Origin of the sequence: Stenotrophomonas maltophilia group sp. msm1 (assembly GCF_032025805.1) — a bacterium.
In the GTDB taxonomy this organism is placed as follows: domain Bacteria; phylum Pseudomonadota; class Gammaproteobacteria; order Xanthomonadales; family Xanthomonadaceae; genus Stenotrophomonas; species Stenotrophomonas hibiscicola.
The window spans coordinates 1,045,896-1,066,772 of record NZ_JAVSKH010000002.1 but is presented as its reverse complement, the minus strand read 5'-3'; the positions used below and the strand labels follow the sequence as shown (position 1 = coordinate 1,066,772).

18 protein-coding genes are annotated in these 20,877 nt (G+C 68.5%); 4 read left to right on the top strand and 14 right to left on the bottom strand.

The window, feature by feature from the left end:
* The 7 genes from gspG to ROV95_RS12555 form a co-directional block, all read right to left on the bottom strand.
* Entirely contained in the window at positions 1-438 is a 438-nt protein-coding gene (gspG, locus tag ROV95_RS12585; RefSeq protein WP_049440019.1) for a type II secretion system major pseudopilin GspG, read from the bottom strand.
* A 57-nt stretch (positions 439-495) separates the two neighbouring features.
* Positions 496-1,077, bottom strand: coding sequence for a hypothetical protein (locus tag ROV95_RS12580; protein WP_164143855.1), 582 nt, complete (start codon positions 1,075-1,077; stop codon positions 496-498).
* Between the two features lie 120 nt (positions 1,078-1,197).
* Complete coding sequence (locus tag ROV95_RS12575) at positions 1,198-1,749, bottom strand: hypothetical protein (RefSeq protein ID WP_111098548.1); 552 nt, start codon at positions 1,747-1,749, stop codon at positions 1,198-1,200.
* 58 nt (positions 1,750-1,807) lie between these two features.
* Positions 1,808-2,788: a DUF4880 domain-containing protein gene (locus ROV95_RS12570; protein ID WP_111098549.1), complete on the bottom strand. Its 981-nt coding sequence runs from the start codon at positions 2,786-2,788 to the stop codon at positions 1,808-1,810.
* A gap of 69 nt (positions 2,789-2,857) precedes the next feature.
* Entirely contained in the window at positions 2,858-3,388 is a 531-nt protein-coding gene (locus tag ROV95_RS12565) for a sigma-70 family RNA polymerase sigma factor (RefSeq protein WP_026347004.1), read from the bottom strand.
* A gap of 16 nt (positions 3,389-3,404) precedes the next feature.
* Positions 3,405-4,085, bottom strand: coding sequence for an STN domain-containing protein (locus tag ROV95_RS12560; RefSeq protein WP_312544654.1), 681 nt, complete (start codon positions 4,083-4,085; stop codon positions 3,405-3,407).
* Between the two features lie 519 nt (positions 4,086-4,604).
* Entirely contained in the window at positions 4,605-5,069 is a 465-nt protein-coding gene (locus tag ROV95_RS12555) for an Lrp/AsnC family transcriptional regulator (RefSeq protein ID WP_005413654.1), read from the bottom strand.
* 127 nt (positions 5,070-5,196) lie between these two features.
* Here ROV95_RS12555 and ROV95_RS12550 point away from each other — a divergent pair, with 127 nt between their 5' ends.
* Both ROV95_RS12550 and ROV95_RS12545 read left to right on the top strand, forming a co-directional pair.
* A complete protein-coding gene (locus tag ROV95_RS12550; RefSeq protein ID WP_312544653.1) occupies positions 5,197-5,928 on the top strand; it encodes an AzlC family ABC transporter permease in 732 nt (243 codons plus the stop codon).
* Positions 5,925-6,239: an AzlD family protein gene (locus tag ROV95_RS12545; RefSeq protein WP_111102601.1), complete on the top strand. Its 315-nt coding sequence runs from the start codon at positions 5,925-5,927 to the stop codon at positions 6,237-6,239. The genes ROV95_RS12550 and ROV95_RS12545 overlap by 4 nt, the downstream gene beginning before the upstream one ends.
* Before the next feature lie 52 nt (positions 6,240-6,291).
* Here the strand turns inward: ROV95_RS12545 and glgX are convergent, their stop codons facing one another.
* From glgX to glgA, 7 genes are read right to left on the bottom strand one after another with little or no spacing between them, the layout of a single operon-like run.
* Positions 6,292-8,412: a glycogen debranching protein GlgX gene (gene glgX, locus ROV95_RS12540; RefSeq protein WP_312544651.1), complete on the bottom strand. Its 2,121-nt coding sequence runs from the start codon at positions 8,410-8,412 to the stop codon at positions 6,292-6,294.
* Positions 8,399-8,569 (bottom strand): DUF2934 domain-containing protein, encoded by a 171-nt coding sequence (locus tag ROV95_RS12535; protein ID WP_080352942.1) that lies wholly within the window; start codon positions 8,567-8,569, stop codon positions 8,399-8,401. Before ROV95_RS12535 ends, glgX begins: the two co-directional genes overlap by 14 nt.
* Positions 8,538-11,111, bottom strand: a complete 2,574-nt coding sequence (gene treY, locus ROV95_RS12530; protein WP_312544649.1) for a malto-oligosyltrehalose synthase — start codon at positions 11,109-11,111, stop codon at positions 8,538-8,540. Before treY ends, ROV95_RS12535 begins: the two co-directional genes overlap by 32 nt.
* Positions 11,108-12,952 carry a 4-alpha-glucanotransferase gene (locus tag ROV95_RS12525; protein ID WP_312544648.1) on the bottom strand — a complete coding sequence of 615 codons (1,845 nt, stop codon included), beginning with the start codon at positions 12,950-12,952 and terminating at the stop codon, positions 11,108-11,110. The genes treY and ROV95_RS12525 overlap by 4 nt, the downstream gene beginning before the upstream one ends.
* A complete protein-coding gene (treZ, locus tag ROV95_RS12520) occupies positions 12,949-14,667 on the bottom strand; it encodes a malto-oligosyltrehalose trehalohydrolase (RefSeq protein ID WP_058981738.1) in 1,719 nt (572 codons plus the stop codon). Before treZ ends, ROV95_RS12525 begins: the two co-directional genes overlap by 4 nt.
* Positions 14,664-16,898: a 1,4-alpha-glucan branching enzyme gene (locus tag ROV95_RS12515; protein WP_312544646.1), complete on the bottom strand. Its 2,235-nt coding sequence runs from the start codon at positions 16,896-16,898 to the stop codon at positions 14,664-14,666. The genes treZ and ROV95_RS12515 overlap by 4 nt, the downstream gene beginning before the upstream one ends.
* The gene (gene glgA, locus ROV95_RS12510; RefSeq protein WP_155029675.1) at positions 16,895-18,421 is read right to left on the bottom strand and encodes a glycogen synthase GlgA; all 1,527 of its coding nucleotides are present in this window, start codon (positions 18,419-18,421) and stop codon (positions 16,895-16,897) included. The genes ROV95_RS12515 and glgA overlap by 4 nt, the downstream gene beginning before the upstream one ends.
* 440 nt (positions 18,422-18,861) lie before the next feature.
* Here glgA and ROV95_RS12505 point away from each other — a divergent pair, with 440 nt between their 5' ends.
* Both ROV95_RS12505 and ROV95_RS12500 read left to right on the top strand, forming a co-directional pair.
* Positions 18,862-19,290: a PAS domain-containing protein gene (locus ROV95_RS12505; RefSeq protein ID WP_312544643.1), complete on the top strand. Its 429-nt coding sequence runs from the start codon at positions 18,862-18,864 to the stop codon at positions 19,288-19,290.
* Positions 19,287-20,816 (top strand): sulfite reductase flavoprotein subunit alpha, encoded by a 1,530-nt coding sequence (locus ROV95_RS12500; RefSeq protein WP_312544641.1) that lies wholly within the window; start codon positions 19,287-19,289, stop codon positions 20,814-20,816. The genes ROV95_RS12505 and ROV95_RS12500 overlap by 4 nt, the downstream gene beginning before the upstream one ends.
* The last annotated feature ends 61 nt before the right edge of the window (positions 20,817-20,877 follow it).

Sequence of the window (20,877 nt, the reverse complement as noted above, 5' to 3'; positions counted from 1 at the left end):
TCACAGCTGCCAGGAGCCGATATCCGCGTTTCCGGCGTCGCCACCGGGCTTGCTGTCCGCACCCAGCGAGAACACATCGATGTCGCCATGGGTTCCGGGAACCTGGTACTGGTACGGATGGCCCCACGGATCATTCGGCAGGCGATCCAGATACGGCGTCACCGGCAACGCACCGCTGCCCTGCGGCGGCTTCACCAGCGCCTGCAGGCCCTGTTCGGCACTGGGATAGCGCCCATTGTCCAGCTTGAACAACTTCAGCGCCTGCATCAGCGCCGCGATGTCCTGGCGCGCCGCCACCACGCGCGCCTGGTCCGGACGGTCCATCAACCGCGGCACGATCAGCGCGGCAAGGATGCCGATGATCACCACCACCACCATGATCTCGATCAGGCTGAAGCCCTGCTGCCGAGCCCTGCAACCACCTGCCTGCCTTGCCATTGTTCCGCCCTCGTCATCCTGGAAGAGACCGCTGCACCATGGTCAGCGGTGCATGTGTCAGTACGATAAACATCCGCCTGCGATTCGCTGCGCGGTTGCCTGTGCGGGCGCACGTGCAGCCGGCACGCGTGCCGCCTCGAGCAGGTGTTGCGGCACGCTGGCCAGTGTCTGGTCGATGCACTCGCGCAACAACGGATGCACGCACGCCTGCAGCAGGCGCACGCACTGCGTCGGCGACCACGCGGTGCCGTGGTCGAGGCCGATGAACATGCGGTAGGCCTGGTGGTAGCGCAGGTCGTCGTACACGCGCTGCGCAGTGTTGAGATCACGCACGATCACCAGCAGGGCCGCACGTTGCAGCAGTCGCGCATCGGCTGCGCCAAGCGGCAGCGCGCTGATGGCCGCGTCGGGCCAGGGCCACAGCCGCAGGTCGAGGGCCTTTCGAAGTGCCGCCAGTGGATGCGCACTGCTGTCCAGTGCCGCCCAGCGCGCCGCATCCGCCCAGGCGTCACTGGACAGCACCCAGACCCACGAGCGTCCATAGCGCTGTACGTTCAGGGGCGTGTGCCGTGCCTGCTCCAGCGACTGGCTCAGGTGGCGATCCAGCTCCAGCATGCTGATCCTGCGACTGTCTTCCATCTGCGCCGCCCCTGCTCCACGACGCGTGGTGCGTCGTACTCTGGAGAAGACGTCAGCAAGGCAGGTGAAGCGACACCGCGAATGCAACTCTGTGCACGGGGTGGCGCTTCATCGGCAACGTCATCGCAGCGTCATCCGCCTGCAGGCTTCGCGCTGCAGCCGCGGTGCGTCACCCCCACAACGGCGGGCCAGTACCGCCACGTCGCTGCGGGCAGCGAATGCGACCAGTGCATCGGTCATGTCCACGTCATCGCACCATGACGCCAGCGCAACGCGCAGTGCGGGCAGCTGCCATCCCTCCATCACCCCATGGGCGCCCGCCACGAACCAGTGCCAGAGCCGATGATGCAGTACCTGCTCATGCAGCTGCGTGAGATCGTCGATGCCATGCATGCCCGCCAACAGCAGTGCGCGTGCGAGCACCGCAGGCGGCAGCGCCCCGGATTCGACCAAAGGCATCTCCTGCTGCTGCAGCCGCAGCAGCATCGCCAATGGGTGTGACTGCGGATTGAAGTCCAGCAGCACCGCCTGCTGCTGCCACTGCGCGTCAGACACCACGCACACCCAGGGCGAACCATAGCGATGCACCATCAGGGGCCTTCGCTGGGTGGTTTCCAGCAATGCAGACAGATTGCGGCGCAGATCGAGCACACCGATGGTCTCGTTGCGCATCCTTGGATTCTCCTTGCTTGCAACAGCCCGGCGCGGCGCGCACGGCCAGCGCCTTCATCTATCCAAGGACGGCGATGCCACCCGGAAAGCGACGCAGATCCAGCGACATCGTCCGTCGCAGCTGCTCCAGCGCCGCGTCCGGATCATCGATGCGGAAGCGGCCGCTGACCGGGGCGCGCGCCAATGCCGATTCGCCCAGCAGTACCTTGCCGCGGCGGTAACGGTTGATCTCCTCCACCACCTCACGCAGCGGTGCGCGGCGGAACACCAGCATGCCCTCCGTCCAGGCACTCACTTCCGACGCCACGGCCTCGGCCACCACACCACTGAGGCGCTCGTCGTACCGGGTCTGCTGGCCCGCCTGCAGCCGCAGCCGGCCCTGCGGATGCTCGATGCGGGCACTGCCCTGCAGGCAGGTCACCCGCACCTGGCCCTGGGTGTTGCGTACGTCCAGGCGCACCGCGCCCTCATCGGCAATCACGCAGCCCGGGCCCGCGAACAACGCCAGGCGCAGACCGGCCTGGGTCTCGATCGCGGCCTGGCCCTGCACCAGCTCGAAGCCTTCGCCCTGCGTGTGCGCGCGGCGGCGCAGGCTGCTCTGCGTATCCAGTTCGATCTTCAGTTGCGGCGAGGGCGCGATCTGCAGTCGCTCACCGGTGCCGGTATGGAAATCGGCTGCCATGGCTGTCACCGAGGGCCACAGGCCCATCGGCGGGCGGATGGCCGCCACCACTACCAGGCTGGCCGGGGCGGCAATCGCGGCGCCCAGGAAGGCGCGTCGGCTCCAGCGCTGGGCCGGCGTCGGCGCGACCGGTTGACGCGCGGCCGCTGGCAGCTGCTCGCCGGCCAGCCGCACCTGCTCCCACTGCCGGCGCGCACGGCCAAACGCTTCGCGATGGCGCGGGTCGGACTCGCACCACGCGCGGAACCGGCGCCCGTCGGCGGCGGTCGCCTCGCCCGAGGTCAGCCGCACCACCCACGCGTGCGCCTGACGCTCGACGGCATCCAGCGGGCGTTGCGGGCGATCGTCAGGATCCATGGGGGCTCATGCCGGACCCGCACGCTGCGGGGTTCTGCTCGGCGTCAAAGTGTAGACGGATGCCGCCGTTCAGAACCGCACCTGGCGCCCCGTTCCACTGCGCTCGGCCAGATAGTCCTGGGCGGCCTTCAGCTCACGCTGCACCAGCCGCAGCGACACACCGAGGTGATCGGCGACATCGCGCTGCTGCAGGCCGTCGACACGGATCGCCAGCAGGATGCGGCGACGGCGCTCGGGCATGCGCTGCAGCAGGCCGACCATGTCTTCCAGCGCGAAGTCCAGTTCAGCCGCCTGCGCCGGGCCGGGTGCAGGGTCGGCCATGTCCATCAGCGTATCCACCTCCTCCAGGCTCAGCAGGCGGTGGTCAGCACGTTGGCGGTCGATCACGGTATTCATTGCCATGCGCAGCAGGTAGGCCGCGGGGTTCTGCACGGCATCCAGGCGGTCACGCCGCGCGCTCAGGCGCATCCACGTGTCCTGCAGCGCGTCGCCGGCCAGCTCCTCCGAGCCCAGCTTGCGCACCAGCCGGCGCTTCAGTTCATCGTAGGCACCCAGAAGGTGGTCCATCAGGTCAACTGCCCCAGCCGTACCGTTGCTCATGTTCGAATCCTTGAAGTCATGGAAGGGGCGCGCGCGCGCCACAGTCGTGGTCGGTGCCGGAAGGTCGGATCTGCAGCGTTACCGGCTGCGGCAGCGCAGCGGCATCGGGTGCCAGCACCAAGTGCTGCAGCGCCTGCAGCAGGCGCGCATCGCGGCGCTCGCTGCCACTGCCTGACAGCAGCTCGGGCGCATGCACCTGGCCCTCGCTGTCGACACGGAAACGCAGCGTCGCGGCATAGCGGCCGGGAGCGATCTCCGGGTCGTCACAGAACACCGCACGCAGCCGCTGCTGCAGCCCACCATAGCGACGTCGACGTTCCGCATCGGCGAGTTCCGCGCCGACACCGGGTTCGGCAGCCAAGGGCGTGTCCCGGCGCAGCACCACACGCTGTTTGCCGATCACCTCGGCCTCGACGCCGGAGTCCTGCAGCAGCGCCTGCAGGGCGGGCAGCGGCGGCAGGCTGGCGCGCAGCGCACGGCTGCTGCGGCCTGCGGCAAGATCGCCCGGGTACATCACGGACCACCCACTGATGACGCTGAAGCGCTCGACCGCCTGTTCCAGCGGCTGCGCAGGGATGTCGTAGGCATGAACACCGTCCTGCCCGGCAGCGGCAAAGGACAGCAGCAGCCATGCCGCGATGGCCACCTTCCAAGTTCTGACCGCATGGTGTCCATTCAGCCCCCTGACGTAGAACACATGACCCTCGGCAGCGACAGCAGCTGCAGTGGACGCGCGCCAAGACCGGAACCCCGGCCCGCGCGCGACCCGCAAGCGGGCTCAAACCGTACCGGGGTCACATGTCATTGCGATGACCGCCGCCTACAGCCGACCTGAAGCCAGTCACCCATCAGGAATCAATAAATCGAACAGACCACCTCATCCACGCCTGGGGTCAGAGCCCGTTGCGCAGCAACGGGATCCGACCCCGTGCCGACCCAGACGTGTCGACCAAGGTCGACACCCACCAAGAGCAGCTCATGCCGTTCCGGCAGATCGTGGAAATCTGTCGAAGGCGGGGTGGGTCCGGTTGCGGGGGCGTGAGCCGCATGGATGCGGCGACCGAGCCTACATGGACGTACTTGCAGCGTCCCCCGCAACCGGACCCACCCCGCCATCCCTCAGTAGGCCCGCTGTTGCTGTTGCTGTTGATGTTGCCGGCCAGCGGCCGGCACTACCCGCGGGTGCCGGGTGCAACCCGGCCGCAAACCCCATCCCTCAAAGCGGCAGCTGGGTCGTCTGCTTGATCCGCTGCATCGGAATCTCCGTCTTGGTGTTCTGCACCCCGGCGATCCGGTTCAGGTGCTGCATCTGGAACTGCCGGTAGGCATCAAGGTCCGCCACCGCCACCCGCAGCAGGAAATCGCAGTCACCGGCCATCAGATGGCATTCCAGCACTTCCGGGAACGACTTGATGCTGTTGATGAAGTGATTGGTGGTGTCCTCGTCCTGCCCCCGCAGCCACACCCGAACGAACACCGTGAAGCCACGGCCCACCTTGGCCTCGTTCAACAAGGCCACATAGCGGTCGATGTAGCCGCCCTCCTCCAGCAACCGCACCCGGCGCAGACAGGCCGACGGCGACAGCCCGACCAGGCGAGCCAGCTCCAGGTTCTGCAGGCGACCGTCGCGCTGCAGGGCGTCGAGGATGCGCCGATCGAGGTTGTCGAGCTGGTACTGCATGGAATTTCACCCGTTTCGCTTCTGTCCGCACGAAATATCAATCATCCAGAATCAAGTGGCATCAACGCAACCCGATTTCGTGATTGGACCGCTAGCATGGGCCACCCCCACCTTGTTGTGCCGTTCCATGGACGCCCGTACCACCCTCCCTCCGCCCGCCACCTGCGATACCGCCCCGCGTGCCGAATTCCTGCGCGGCCTGCGCGCCGCCGTGCCGGTGATGATCGGCTTCATTCCGTTTGCCCTGGTGCTCGGAGCGCAGGCGGCCCAGAAGGGCCTGAGCGCACTGGAAGTACCGCTGATGACCGGTCTCAACTTCGCTGGCGGCTCGGAGTTCGCCGCCGTCGAACTGTGGACCTCGCCACCGCACATCGCGCTGATCGTGGCCATCACCGCCCTGGTCAACAGCCGCCACCTGCTGATGGGCGCCAGCCTGGCCCCGCTGCTCCAGCACCTGCCGCGCCGACGCCTGCTGCCGGCCCTGTTCTTCATGTGCGACGAAAGCTGGGCGATGGGCGTGGCCGATGCGCGCCGGCGCGCGCTTGGCTTCAGCCTGGCCTACTACCTGGGCGTGTCGGCAGGCCTGTACACGGTCTGGGTGGCCTGCACCGCACTCGGCGCGATCATCGGGCCGCTGTTGGGCGACATCCACGCCTATGGTTTCGACATGGCCTTCCCCGCCGTGTTCCTGGTGCTGCTGCGCGGCATGTGGCAGGGCATGAAGGCGGCGTGGCCGTGGCTGGTCAGCCTGGTCGTGGCCGCCGCCACTTATCTGCTGGTCCCGGGCGCGTGGTACGTGGCCAGCGGCGCACTGGCCGGCCTGGCCGCAGCCTGGCTGCTGGCGGAGGACGCAGCATGATCTTCAATGGCCTGATCCACTGGACCTCGGTACTGACCATCGTGCTGATGGCCGCCGCCACCTACCTGACCCGCATCGTCGGCTTCCTGGCGTTGCGCAACCGTACCCTGAGCAAACGTGCGGTGACGGTGATGGAAGCCGCGCCGGGCTGCGTGCTGATCTCGGTGATCGCCCCGGACTTCGTTGCCGACAAACCCGCCGACCTGGCCGCGCTGGCCATTACCCTGCTGGCCGCCACGCGGCTGTCGATGCTCCCGACCGTGCTGATCGGCGTGGTCTCGGCGGGTGTGTTGCGCTATCTGGTGGGGTAGCTACCGGTACGCCGGGCAACGCCCGGCGAACCGTAGTGGCGCAGCAGTGCAATCACGCGCTGCTGCTTGCCGCCAGCAGGCACAGGCTGCGCGCCGGCAGCGTCCAGGCGCCTTCCTCATCCGGCTCCAACGGCGTTTCGTCGGTCTGCAGGAGTACGCGCCGGAACGACAGGGCGTCATCTGACACGCAGAACCGCTGCGGCTGCTCGCCGGCGTTCAACAGCAGGGCCAGGCTGACATGCCGCCCGGGCTCGCGCAGGCCACTGTCCGGACTGCGACCGTCCAGCACGATCAGCAGCGCACGCAGCCCTGCGTCATGCCAGTCCGCTTCCTCCATGCCGCGACCATCGGGATGCCGCCAGTCGATATCGCGCAGGCCCAGCGCCTCATCGTACTCGCCGCGCAGGAACCGGTTCCGGCGCAGCAGGCCGTAGCGCCTGCGCAGTGACAGCGCCCGCCGCACGAACGCCACCTGCGCCTGTGCAGCCGGCAATGCTGCGCGCTCCCAGTCGATCCAGCTCAGTGGATTGTCCTGGCAGTAGGCGTTGTTGTTGCCCTGCTGCGAATGGCCGAACTCATCCCCGGCGAGCAGCATCGGCGTGCCCTGCGCGAGCAGCAGCGTGGCCAGCAGGTTGCGCATCTGCCGCGCACGCAACGAAAGGATCGCCGCATCATCGGTGTCTCCCTCCACGCCGTGGTTGCTGGAAAGGTTGTGCGAGTGGCCGTCACGGTTGTCCTCGCCGTTGGCCTCGTTGTGGCGATCGTTGTAGCTGACCAGATCGTGCAGGGTGAATCCATCATGCGCCGTCACCAGATTGATGCTGGCCGACGGCCGCCTGCCGTGGTGTTCGAACAGGTCGGCCGAGCCGGTGAAGCGCGTGGCAAACTCCGCCAGCTGCCCGCCATCGCCACGCCACAGTGCGCGCACCGTGTCGCGGAAGCGGTCGTTCCACTCGGCCCAGCCCGGCGGAAACTGGCCCAGCTGGTAGCCGCCCGGGCCGATGTCCCATGGCTCGGCAATCAGCTTCACCTGGCTCAGGATCGGGTCCTGGCGTACCGCATCGAGGAAGCTGCCCGAGGCGTCGAAGCCATGCCGTTCGCGGCCGAGGATGGTTGCCAGGTCGAAGCGGAACCCATCCACCCGCATCTCGGTCACCCAGTAGCGCAGAGAGTCCATGACCATGCGCAGCGCACCGGCATTGGTCAGGTCGAACGTATTGCCGGTGCCGGTATCGTTGATGTAGTAGCGGCGATCATCGGCCAGGCGGTAGTAGCTGGCGTTGTCGATGCCCTTGAAGGACAGCGTAGGGCCCAGCTCATTGCCTTCGGCGGTGTGGTTGTAGACCACGTCCAGGATCACTTCGATGCCGGCATTGTGCAGCCGCGCGACCATCTGCTTGAACTCGGCCACGATGCCCAGCGACAGGTAGCGAGGCTGCGGCGCGAAGAAGCCGATGGTGTTGTACCCCCAGTAATTGCGCAGCCCGCGCTCGAGCAGCTGCTGGTCATCGACGTATGCGTGCACGGGTAGCAGTTCGATGGCGGTCACGCCCAGATGGCTGAGGTGGTCGACCACTGCGTCATGGCGCAGGGCAGAGAAGGTGCCTCGCTCGGCCTGCGGGACATCGGGATGCTGCATGGTCAGCCCGCGCACATGCGCTTCGTAGATCACGGTCCGGTCCCAGGGCGTGGCAGGTGCACGCTCGACACCCCAGCTGAAGGCCGGGTCGATCACGGCGCAGCGCGGCATGTAGCTGGCGCTGTCGCGGCGGTCGAAACTGAGATCGCCATCGCGGTGACCCAGGGTGTAGCCGAACAGGTGGGGGGCCCACTTCAGTTCGCCGACGATCTGCTTGGCGTAGGGGTCCAGCAGCAGCTTGTTGGGATTGAAGCGATGGCCCTCTTCCGGCGCATACGGGCCGTGCACCCGGTAGCCGTAACGCTGCCCGGGCCGCACGTCCGGCAGGTAACCATGCCAGATCTCGTTGGTGTACTCGGGCAGCGCGATGCGTTCCACTTCGCGGTTGCGTCCATCGAACAGGCAGAGTTCCACCCGTGTGGCATGCCGCGAGTACAGTGCGAAGTTCACACCCAACCCGTCCCAGGTCGCCCCCAGCGGGAAGGGCCGGCCTTCGCGCACCCGCGAGGTCTGCGTCCACTTACGGCTCGCCATCAGTGCCCTCCTCCCCGCGCGCGGCGGCAATCTCGGCTTCCACCAGCCGCTCGGCCATGTGCCAGTGCCGTTGCTGCTGGTCGTCCGGGCGCCCTTCTGCCTCCCAGATCTGGTGGGCAAGTGCCTCAATCCGCTGCCGTCGTTCCCTGCTGTCCATCCCTACCTGTCTCCTCGTTGATCCATATCGCCAACGGGCTGCCAGCCAGAAGCCCGGCCACGTCCGCGGTTGCGTTGAAATGTTCGATGCGCCCGTCCAGGACATTGCGCATGGGGCCTGCCGGCAGCCCACGCAGCGTCACGCCGCTGCCGACGTCGCGCGGAATGTGCAGGCTGGGCCCCGGCATGGTGGTGGGCGAACTTCGCCGTACGACCACCAGCAGCACCTGCGCCTGATGCCTGCGCGTGAACGCCAGCCACGGCGAGCGCGCAGGCGCGGACAGCGGCTGCAGCGCGCCGTGCAGGAAAAGATGCGGGTGCCTGCGGCGGCAATCGAGCAACTGCCGGAGCAGGAATGCCTTGATCCCACCGTCCCGCCAGTCATCCAGCAGCGCGGGCCACCCGCGCGCATCACGCAGCCACGCGTGCCGCGCCCGATAGTCCACCGCGTGCCGGTTGTCCGGGTCCACCAGGCTCAGGTCCCAGCCTTCGCCGCCCTGGTAGAGGTCGGGCACGCCGGGCAGGCAGTGCTGCAGGCACAGCTGTGCCAGGCCGTTGCAGGCGCCCGCCGGCGCGATGCGCGCCACGAACGTCGCCAGCGCCTCCCGCACCGGCTGCAATGGCGCTCCATCCAGCAGCGCGTGCAGCCACTGCGCGGCGGCCTCCTCCACGGCCACGTCGGGATCGGACCAGCTGCTGACCCGTTTACCCTCGCGCAATGCCTTGGTCAGCCATTGCACCATCCTCGATGCGAAGTCGGCGCCGGGGGTACCGTGCATCGGCCACGCGGCGACGAGCGCCTGCCATAGCGCATAGGTCTCGGCACCCGGCAACGGCATCGGCGCGCCGGCGTGGGTCGCCATCCGGCTCCAGCGCCGCACCGCGTCCCGCCACTCGACCGTGCAGGTACTGAGAACCGCCAGCCGTGCCCGGCTGTCGGCCCCGCGCTTGTGATCGTGGGTGGCCAGCGCAAGCAGCGCCCTGGGATGGCGCCGCAGGCGCCCGGCTGCATGTTCCAGCAGCTCGCGCCCTTCCATGCCCAGCCGCTGCGGATCACTGCCGACTTCGTTGCGCGACAGCAGCCTGAAGTAACGATAGAAGCCTGTGTCTTCCACCGACTTGGCATTCAACGGCGCGGCCAGCTGCCCGAACCGTACACGCAGCTCGGTTTCAGCCGGCGCCTGGCCGGGAAGTGCCTGCAGCAGCAGATCCAGCGCGGCGCGTGCGGCACCGTCCAGCGCCTCGCGCGCAGCAGCTGCAGCGCCCACCAGCGCCTTTCGTTCACCCGCCCCCTGCAGCGAATAGGGCCGGTAGGTGCGGTAATGCCGCAGCAATGAAGCCAATGCGCGTGCCAGCGCAGCCACTCCGATATCGGCCTCGGCCAGCCGGGGCTGCAGGACCTGCTGCGCACTGCGCAGCAGCCGCTGGAAGTCTGCGTGAAGGCCCTGGCGCAACATCATGCCGCGAGCGTCCTGCTGAATCCGGTCAAAGCTGCGCGAGTCACCGCCCAGCGCCTGCCACGTGCGCGAGAGCGCGGGGGCAGCCGCCGGATCGTGCAACCAGGCACCGGTCTGGTCCATGAAGTCATAGCCGGTGGTACCGTCGCAGGCCCAGCTGTCGGGCAGCTGCTCGCCCTCGGCCAGTATCTTCTCCACATGCAGGCTCACCGCCTGCGGATCACGACCGCCGGCCGCACAGGCTGCGTCGAGCGATTCACGAAGGCGCCGCAGGTAGGCGCCCGGGGAGGACAGGCCATCCACATGATCGATACGCAGGCCGTCCACCCGTCCCTCGCGTACCAACCGCAGCGGCAGCGCATGGACCGCCTCGAACACGTCGTCGCGCTCCACCCGCAGCGCGGCCAGTTCATTGATATCGAAAAAGCGCCGGTAGTTCACCTGATCGCCCGCCGTGCGCCACCAGGCCAGCCGGTAGTGCTGCCGCTGCAGCAGCGTATGCAGCCGTTCGACGCTGCGGTTGCAGCGCTCGGCCCACGCCGGCCACTGCGCGGGGTCCAGTGGATGGCTGCGCGGCGACAAGGGCAACGCCAGACCATGGTGGCGCAGCACGGGACGCGCGTTGTCCACCACCACGCGCACTACGCCATCGCGCACCGCGTCGTGCAACGGCCGGTCCAGTGCAGGCAGCCAGAGCCGGCCCTCGCAGCCCGGCGCCTCCCAGTCGATGTCAAACCATTCTGCGTGCGGGCTTCGACGCCCGTGCATCAGCACATCGTTCCACCAATGGCTGTGCGGGGACGCCGCCAGATGGTTGGGTACGATGTCGAGGATCAGGCCCATGCCGTGCGCGCGCGTCGCTGTGGCCAGTTGCCGGAAGGCTTCTTCGCCGCCCAGTTCCGGATTGATGCGGGCCGGGTCGATGCCATCGTAGCCATGCGTAGACCCGGGCAGCGCAGCGGTGATCGGCGACAGGTAAAGGTGGCTGACGCCCAGCGCGGCGTAGTACGGCAGCTGCGTCGCGGCGGCCTCGAGGTCGAAGCCTGCATGCAATTGCAGGCGTACGGTGGCACGCAATGGAGTCATCGCCGCTCCCTCCGCCGCGTGGCGCTGAAGCGGGCAATACGTGCGTCAACCGCGTCCTGGTCCCACGCTAGCGGTAGCCGCCGGCGCCAGTTCGGATGGCCGTTGACGGTGCCCGGCAGGTTCACCTGCGCGCGACTGCCCAGGGCGTCTTCCAGCGGGAGCAGCGCCAGCCGTGACGATGCGTGCGCGACCAGCGACAGCGCACGCGCTTCAAGCGTGGCCACCTCGCCCCGGGCGACTGCGGACAGCGCCTGGACCTCTCTGGAGCGCGCGTGCAGCGCCGACGGAAGCCCGCTCAGCTCACCCAGGCGGGCACGCCAGCGCAGGTCGCGCCCGTGCAGCCAGCCGGACAGCGGTGGCAGATCATGGGTGGAGGGCATGGCCACCGCGTCGCGGCGCCACCGTGGCGCCGGCAGGAAGCGCTCACCGTTGCGGGCGAACGGCAGCACCTCGATGCCCAGGATGCCGCGGGCTGCCAGCCGCTGGCGAACGCCCGGCGGCACCACGCCCAGGTCTTCACCAATCAGCACGCAGCGATGCCGCCACGATTCCAGCACCAGCAGGTTGATCAGATCATCGAACGGATAGCGCAGGTAAACGCCCTGCCCGGCGCCCGCCCCGCGGGGAAGCACCCACAGGCGCTGCAGGCCAAGGATATGGTCGATGCGCAGCCCGCCACGGCCGGCCATCACAGCGCGCAGCACGCGGATGAACGGCTCAAAGCCCTCGCGCTGCAGGGCGAAGGGTGACCAGCTGGTGATACCCCAGGCCTGGCCCAGCGGATTGAACGCATCCGGCGGCGCGCCCAGTTCAAGACCCTGCAGCAGTTGGTCGCCGCCGGTCCGCGCCTCGACGCCCTGCGGTGCGCAACCCACCGCCAGATCCGCGATCAGCCCGATCGACGCGCCGTCGTTGCGCAATCCCGCCTGCACCTGCGCCCAGCCCTGCCGCGCCAACCATTGCGCAAACGCATGGTCGTCGGCGCTTCCAGTGAACCGGTCGGCGGCGTGCTGGCAATAGCGCAGCAGGGGTTCGCCTTGCGCATCGCGCCACGTCTGCATCTGTTCGCACTGTGCCGGCGCCTGCTGCCGCAGCCACTGGTGCACCTGGCGCAGCCAGCGCCACTTCAACGCCGCCGAGTGCGGCCAGTCGATGCGGCGCGCTGCGGTGGCGGCTGCAACTGCCGTCGCCAGTGCTTGGTCTTCAGCCAGCACGGCGTCGGCTGCCTCCGGCAGTACCTGCGGCAGGGACACCTGCAGTGGATCGAGCCAGTGCCGGTCGCTGGGCGAATAGGGGCTGTAGCCTGGCCCAGGTGGCAAGCCGGCATGCAGCGGGCTCAACGCCACTGCATCGCCGCCGTGACGGTGCAGCAGTTCGCTCCATCGTGCACAGCCGGCGCTGTCACCGATGCCAGCGTCGCAAGAGGCGCGAAGGCTGTAGACCTGCGCCGACAGGCCCCAGCCGCGCAGCGTGCCCTGCGGCCACCAGGCACGTTGTGGCGCCACCGCAACCGCCTGTTGCCGGTCGCCCCGGCGCCACTGCCAGTAACCCGGCTGGTCCGGCACGCGCCAGCGCCCTTGCGCATCGGCGCGTGCCGGCAGCACTGCGCCATGCTCATCCACCCAGCACGCTGCGCCGGCTGCGTCCGGCATCGCCAGCAGCTGTCCACAGCAGGCCGTGCGCAGGCCACCGTGCTCGGGCGCTGCATCGCCCTGCAGCCCCTCCAGCACCGCGCGCAGCACGTCCGGTGCGACCTCGCGCTCGACACCGGCCACGTCGGTCCAGCGAACCAGCAGGCCCGCGCGCCGTGCCGCCTCCAGAACCGCCGCATCGGTCCTCATGCGGCGACCCAACAGGCAAGCACGCCGCCGCCTGCGGGCAGCAACGTGGCAGCGTCCGGCCCTACAACGTGCTCCCCGGCCGGCATCGCATGCACCACCGGCGACGGGCCGACATTGACCGCGATCCACCACTGGCCCGACGGCAGCTGCCAGCCCGCCTGCACCGCGCCTTCGCCCAGCACGCGCGCACCCAACGACCGCGCCTGCAGCAACCCGGGCTGCAGATAGCGCCTGCGCAGTGCCAGAAACCCGCTCGTGCAGCGCAGCCAGTCCTGCGACCAGGGATCATCGCCGGGCGGCGACGTGTAGGACGCCTGCAGGGTGGCCGGGTCGTTCGGGTCGGGAATACGCGCGCGCGAGGCGGCGTCGGCAAAGGCGCTGAAACCAGCGAACTCGCGGCGACGCCCTTCGCGCACCGCCTCGTCCAGCGGCGGCGCGTAGTCGGTGAAGAACAGGAACGGCGATTGCGCCTGCCACGGTTCGCCCATGAACAGCAGCGGGATCATCGGCGTCAGCAGGGTCAACGCCAGCGCCGCACGCAGCCGCGCAGGATCGGTCAGCATCGACAGGCGCTCGCCGAGAGCGCGGTTGCCTACCTGATCGTGGTTCTGCGCGAATACAACAAAACGCGCGGGCGACAGGTCGGCGCTGGGTTCGCCGCGGGGATCGCCGCGCAGGTCCGGTTCGCCCTGCCAGGCGAATCCCTCGGCCAGGCAGCGCGCCAGCAGCGCTTCGGCGCGACCGGCATAGGCCGCGTAATAGCCCTCCTGCTCGCCGGTCAGCATCACGTGCAGTGCATTGTGGAAGTCATCGTTCCACTGCCCCTGGTAGGCGCCGCGCAGCCACCGCGCCTGGTTGCGCTCGTTCTCCAGCACCAGGTGCGCGTGCGGGGCCACCGCACGTACCTCATCGGCCAGCTGCTGGAGGAAACGGTCATCGTCAATGGCGTGCACCGCGTCCAGGCGCAGGCCATCGAAGCCGTAGTCGCGCAACCACATCAGCGCGTTGTCGATGAAAAAGCGCCGCACCCAGGGCTGGCGGAAGTCGATGGCCTCGCCCCACGGCGTGCTGCGGTCGTCACGGAAGAACCCGCGCGCGTAGTCGCGCAGGTGGTTGCCCTGTGGTCCGAAGTGGTTGTAGACCACATCCAGCAGCACCGACAGCCCTGCATCGTGCGCCGCTTCGATGAAGGCCCTCAGCGCTGCCGGCCCGCCATAGGCATGGGCCGGCGCATACGGGAACACGCCGTCGTAGCCCCAGTTGCGCTGGCCGGGAAACTGCGCGACCGGCATCAGTTCAATGGCGGTGATGCCCAGCGCGGCCAGCATCGGCAGCTGCGCGGTCAACGCCGCGAAGCCGCCGCCGGCCTCGATGTGTGCTTCATAGATCACCAGATCCTGCCAGGCATGCCCGCGCCAAGCGGGTTGCGCCATGGCCGTGTCCAGCACCACCGCGCTGTCTCCGTCGATGCCGTCCGGCTGCCAGCGCGAGGCCGGGTCGGGCACGTCCTGACCGGAAGGAAGGCGAAAACGGTAGCGGTCGCCATGCGATGCCGGTGTCCGCAGCCAGTGGCAGCCGTCCGGGTCACGTTGCATCGGCTGTTGCGTGCCGCGCAGGCACAGCGCCATCGTCCTTGCGTCCGGTGCCCACACGCGGAACTCCACCCCGTCACCGGCCACCGGCCAAGCGCCCAGGCGCGGGGCCACTGTGGTCATGCATCAACCTGCAGGTACAGCGTGGAAAGCGGCGGCAGCGTGAGCCGCAGCGACTGCGCGTGGCCGTGCATCGGCCTCGACTCGGTATGCACTGCACCGAGGTTTCCCGCATTGCCGCCACCGTAATACTCGCTGTCGGTGTTGAGCCGTTCGCTCCAACGCCCCGGGTGCGGCACGCCGACCCGGTAGCCGTCGCGACGTACCGGGGTGAAGTTGCTCACCACCAGCAGGGTGCGGCCGCTGCCGGCCGGATCCCGGCGGATGAACGCGTAAACGCTGTTGCGGCTGTCGTCGGCCACGCTCCAGTCGAAACCCCGCTCGTCACGCTCGTCGCGATGCAACGCGGGTTCGGCGCGGAGCACGCCGTTGAGGTCTCGCACCAGGCGCGACAGGCCCTGGCCCTCACTGCTGGCCGCCTGTGCCCAGTCCAGTGCCGCATCGTGCGACCACTCGTGGCCCTGGCCGAACTCGCCGCCCATGAACAGCAGTTTGCTGCCCGGGTGCGCCCACATGAAACCGTAGTACGCGCGGAGCTGGGCCAGCCGCTGCGCCGGCTCGCCCGTCATCTTGGCCAGCAGCGCTCCCTTGCCATGCACCACCTCGTCATGCGACAGCGGCAACACGAACCGTTCGGAGAAGGCGTAGACCAGGCCGAAGCTGATCTCGCTGTGGTGATGCTGGCGATGGACTGGATCGCGTCCCAGGTACTGCAGGGTGTCGTGCATCCAGCCCATGTTCCATTTGTGGGTGAAGCCAAGCCCGCCCTCCTCCACCGGCGCGGTCACCCCCGGCCACGCGGTGGATTCCTCGGCGATCACCAGCACATCCGGGAAACGCTCACGCAGCGCCTGGTTCATCCGCCGCAGGAACGCGACCGCCTGCAGGTTCTCGCGCCCGCCCTGCTCGTTGGGAATCCACTCCCCCTCGGCACGGCTGTAATCCCGGTACAGCATCGACGCCACGGCATCCACGCGCAGACCGTCGATGTGGAACCGCTCCACCCACTCCAAGGCACTGCCGATCAGGTAGGCGGCCACCTCATTGCGGCCATAGTTGTAGATCAGCGTGTCCCAGTCCGCGTGCACCCCTTCGCGCGGGTCGGCATGCTCGTACAGCGCGGTGCCATCGAACCCGGCCAGGCCATGCGCATCGTTCGGGAAGTGCGCGCTCACCCAGTCCACGATCACCCCTACGCCGGCCTGGTGGCAGCGGTCCACGAAGCGTGCGAAGGCCTGCGGCGTGCCATGGCGCGCCGTCGGCGCGTAGATGCCCAGCGGCTGATAGCCCCAGGAACCGCCAAAGGGATGCTCGCTGACCGGCAGCAGCTCGATGTGGGTAAAGCCGAGTCCGGCCACGTACGGAATCAACCGGTCGGCCAGGGCGTCCCAGTCCAGCGGCGCACCCTCGTCGCTGCGCTGCCAGGAGCCCGCATGCACTTCGTAGATCGACAGCGGTGCGCAGGTTCCGGCCTGGCGTCGGGCCGCCAACCATGCGTCATCGTGCCACTGCATCGGCGCCGCCGAAGGCACCCGCGAAGCGGTGGCCGGTGGCAGCTCGGCCCAGCGCGCCATCGGATCGAACTTGTCGGGCATCACCCGGCCGTCGGCGCCGACGATGCGGAATTTGTAGCGGGCACCGGCCTGCACGCCCGGCAGGAACAGCTCCCACACGCCGGCGGTGTGACGCAGCCGCATCGGATGGCGTCGGCCATCCCATCCATTGAAATCGCCAACCACCGCGACCCGCTGGGCATTGGGTGCCCACACCGCGAAGCGCACGCCCGCGATGCCCTGCACCTGCATCGGCACCGCCCCCAGCTGCCGCGCCGCATCGGCATCACCGGCATGGAACCGCTGCAGCAGTGCTTCGTCCAACAGTGGACCGAACGCATAGGCATCGTGCACCTGCTCCACGCCCTGTTCGAAATGCAGGGCAAGCAGCGGTATCGCCGCGTCGCCGGCCGCGCCCTCGAACAGGCCGGGCAACGGGCCAGGAGACAGGTCCCAGCGTTGCCCATCGTCTGCAATCACCTCGACGCGCTGCGCGTGCGGCACCAGCACGCGCAGCTGGCGTCCGCCTTCTGGCTGGCGATGCGGGCCCAGCCAGGCGAATGCATCGGCCGGGCGCGCGTGGACGAGGTCCTCCAGGGCCGGCGCGATGCGCTGATCCAATCCCGTCTCCGTGATCGCTTCATCCACCAGGGCGACCAGATGCAGGCTGTCGTGGCTCATGCAGCCACCTGGCAGGTCTGCTGGTACAGGGCCAGATAGGCGCGTCCGGCCGCATCCCAGCCACCCGGCCGCAGCATGGCCGCGCGGCGCATGGCCTGCAGCAGGCCCGGCAGGCGGAAGGTGCGCATCGCCCGTTCCACGCAGCGGCGCAGTCCATCAGCGTTGGCGCCATGGAACAGGAATCCGGTCACGCCATCCTCGACGGTATCCACCAGCCCGCCGGTCGCGTGCGCGATGGGCAGGCAGCCGAAGCGCTGTGCGTACATCTGGCTCAGCCCGCAGGGTTCGAAGCGTGAAGGCATCAGCAGGAAATCGGCACCGGCAAACATCTGGCGGGCCAGCGCTTCCTCGAACCCGATGAAGGCGCCCACCCGCCCCGGGTAGCGGCGGGCCAGCGCCTGCACCTGGGCTTCCACCTGCGGCTCGCCACCGCCGATGATGACCAGCTGGCCGCCGGCCGCCACGATCTGGGGCGCCACGTCGCAGGTGATGTCCAGGCCCTTCTGGTGCACCAGCCGCGAGACCACCGCAAACAGCGGGCCGGTCGACGGCGCCAGGCCGAACGCCTTGCGCACCGCATGCGCGTTGGTGGCGCGCCCGGTCCACTCACCAATGCCGAAGTGGGCCTTGAGATGGATATCGCGGCGCGGGTCCCAGCTGGCATCGATACCGTTGACGATGCCACTCAGGTGCCCGCCGGCCGCCCTCCGTGCCAACAGGTCATGCAACCCGCAGCCGTCATCCGGGGCGGTGATCTGCTGCGCGTAGCGCAGGCTGACCGTGTTCAGCCGCGTGGCATTGGTGATGCCGCCCTGCAGGAACGACATCTGACCGTGGAAGTGTAGCTCATCCAGGTGTTCGGCCGGCACGCCCAGCACAGGTGCCAGCGCGTACGGAAACAGCCCTTGGTAAGCCAGGTTGTGGATCGTCAGCAGGGTCGGCACGGCGGTCCGGTCCCAACGTACGTAGGCGGCCGCCATGGCCACCGGCCAGTCATTCAGGTGCAGCAGCTGCGGCGACCAGTCCAGCCCGGCACGCCCTGCCGCGATCTCCGCAGCCGCATGCGAAAGCGTCGCGAAGCGAACCGCGTTGTCCTTCCACTCCTGCCCCTGCCCGTCCACGTAGGGCGAGCCCTCACGCTCGTACAGCTCCGGCGACAGCAGCACATAGATCGGAAGGCCGTCGGCCTGCACCGCCATGCCGATCGCGCACGCCGGCAAGCCGGCCCGCGCGCTGACCTGCCCCACTCGCTGCAGCTGTGGCAGGCGCTGCAGTACCTCCGGGTAGCCGGGCAGCAGCACGCGCGAATCACACGCACCGCGCACCGCACGCGGCAGGGCCGCAGCGACGTCGCCCAGGCCACCGGCCTTGACGAAGTCCGCCATCTCTGTGGCAACGAACAACACGCGCTGCACCAGTTCCGGCAGATCCAACGGTTGCGAATGGCCGCGGCGGGTGCCGATCGGCACGGGCGTGACGGGAGAGATCGCAACGGGTGAAGCGGACTGGGCGGCGCGGGCCATGGGGATGATCTCGGATGCTTCAGGCAGACAGACGCCAGCGGCGCCCGGACGGGCGCTGGTGCTGGGAAGGAAGTCGACGCAGGACGTGGGGGACGCCAGCGAGAGGCTCAGGACGACAATAGCCCTCCATGCGATCAATCAACCGTGAAGCCATGGCGATTTCTTTGTGACAAGGCGTCATGAGCTCAGTACGCATGAGGTACGCCCGCCAGCCGCCCGTGCCTCTCCTGTAGAGCCGAGCCCACGCTCGGCTGCGGGCAGTCCCGTTGCCGCTCGAGCCGAAAATGGGCTCGGCTTTACAGAGATTCTCCCTGCGACACCCGGTCGCAGGCCTTCGCGCCACGCGCTTGACCAATGTCAAACCGCCCGCCGCCACGCGGGCGTATTCCTATGCAGAACCCGAACACGCCGGCGCTGCCGGCCTCTACAAGGACCCTGCGATGAGCTACTCCCCCGACAACGCCCAGCTCGTGAATGCGCTGCAGAACGTCATGGTGATCTCCACCACCGACCTGCAGGGCAACATCACCTACGCCAATGACCTGTTCTGCACGCTCACCGGGTTCGCCCGCGAGGAACTGATCGGCCAGCCGCACAGCATCGTGCGCCACCCGGATGTGCCCAAGGCGGTCTACAAGGACATGTGGGACACCATCAAGGCCGGCAAGACCTGGACCGGCATCGTGCCCAACCTCGGCAAGGGCGGCGTGCTCTACGTGGTCGACACCACCGTGCAACCGCTGTTCGACGCCGACGGCAACATCACCTCCTACATCAGCATCCGCCGCGTGGTGAACGACCTGATGCAGAACTACGACCTGGTCGAGTTCAGCAAGGAAAAGTTCGACGACTTCTACGAGGCCGCGTGAACGCTCTCCCGACCAGTACGCCCTTCAGCCGCCTGCTGGTGGGTTTTGCGTCCGAGTCGGGCAACGCCCGCGCCCTGGCCCAGCGTCTGGGCGCGGACCTGCAGCCGCATGCGCCGCAGGTGCTCCCGTTCAACGACATCGACGTGGCCAGTCTCGGCCAAGGCGACGTGCTGCTGGCGATTTCCAGCTCGTTCGGCGATGGCGAACCGCCGGCCAATGGCGAGCGGTTCTTCGAAACCCTGCGCCAGACCCCGACGCTGAGCGGCCTGCGCTATGCCGTGTTTGGGCTCGGTGACACCGGCTACCCGAGCTTCTGCGGCTTCACCAAGGCGCTGGATGCCGCGCTGAGCGAGCGCCAGGCGCAGCCGCTGCTGCACCGGGTGGATGCCGACCTGGGCTACGAGCAGTTCTTCCAGCAATGGCAGCCGGTGCTAAGCCAGGTGCTGGGTGGCGACCTCAGCGCTGGCCAAGACCTGCACCTGCAGGTCACCGCCTATGGTGAAGACAACGCCTTTGCCGCGCGCATCCTCGAACGCCGCCGCTTGAACAGCAGCGACCCGGCCGCGTGGCACCTGCAGCTGGACATTGCCGGCAGTGGCATGGCCTATCGCGCGGGCGACACCCTGCACGTGGTGCCGGAGAACGACCCAACCCTGCTGCACGCATTGGCCCGCTGGTACGGCGATACCACGGCCGTGGCCGCCCTGCGCGACCGCGAGCTGCGCCTGCTGAGCAAGAGCGTGCTGCGCGAGCTGGCCCGGCTCGGTGGCAGCGAAACGCTGAAGGGCCTGCTGAAGGTCAGCCAGAAGCGCGAGCTGGACGCCTACCTGCACGGCCTGGACCTGCTGGACGTGCTGCAGGACCACGCCACCCCGGACAGCATGCCGCTGCCGCGGCTGCGTGAACTGCTGTCACCGCGGCTGCCGCGTGCCTATTCAATCGCCTCGCACCCGCACGACGACCAGCTGAGCCTGTGCGTGCGCGAAGTGCATTACACCCTGCGAGGCCGCGAGCGCTTCGGCACCGCTACCGGCAGCCTGCTGCACGGTGGCGACCACGCCCGTGTGTACTGCCGTTCCAACCCCGGCTTCCACCTGCCCGATACCGGCCAGACGCCGCTGCTGCTGGTCGGCACCGGCACCGGCATCGCACCGCTGATGGGCCTGATGCAGGAACTGCAGGCCAACGGCTGCGAACGCGAGGTGCACCTGGTGTTTGGCGAGAAGCACAGCAAGCGCGACTACCTGTACCGCGACCAGCTGCAGGACTGGCATACCCGGGGCGTGCTGGCCGGCCTGCATACCGCGTTCTCGCGCGATGGCGCCGAAAAGGTCTATGTGCAGCATGTACTGCGGCAGCGCGGCGATGAAGTGCGCGATGTGCTGGCCCGCGGTGGGCATCTGTACCTGTGCGGCAACAAGCGCCACCTGGAAAGCGCGGTGCGCGAGGCCATCGATGCCGTCGCTGGCGAAGGGCGCTGGGACGCGCTGCGCGGTGAAGGCCGCACGCACTGCGAATTGTATTGATCCTTTGATCCTGTAGAGCCGAGCCCATGCTCGGCTGCTGTTGGCGGTGTCGCGCAGAGCA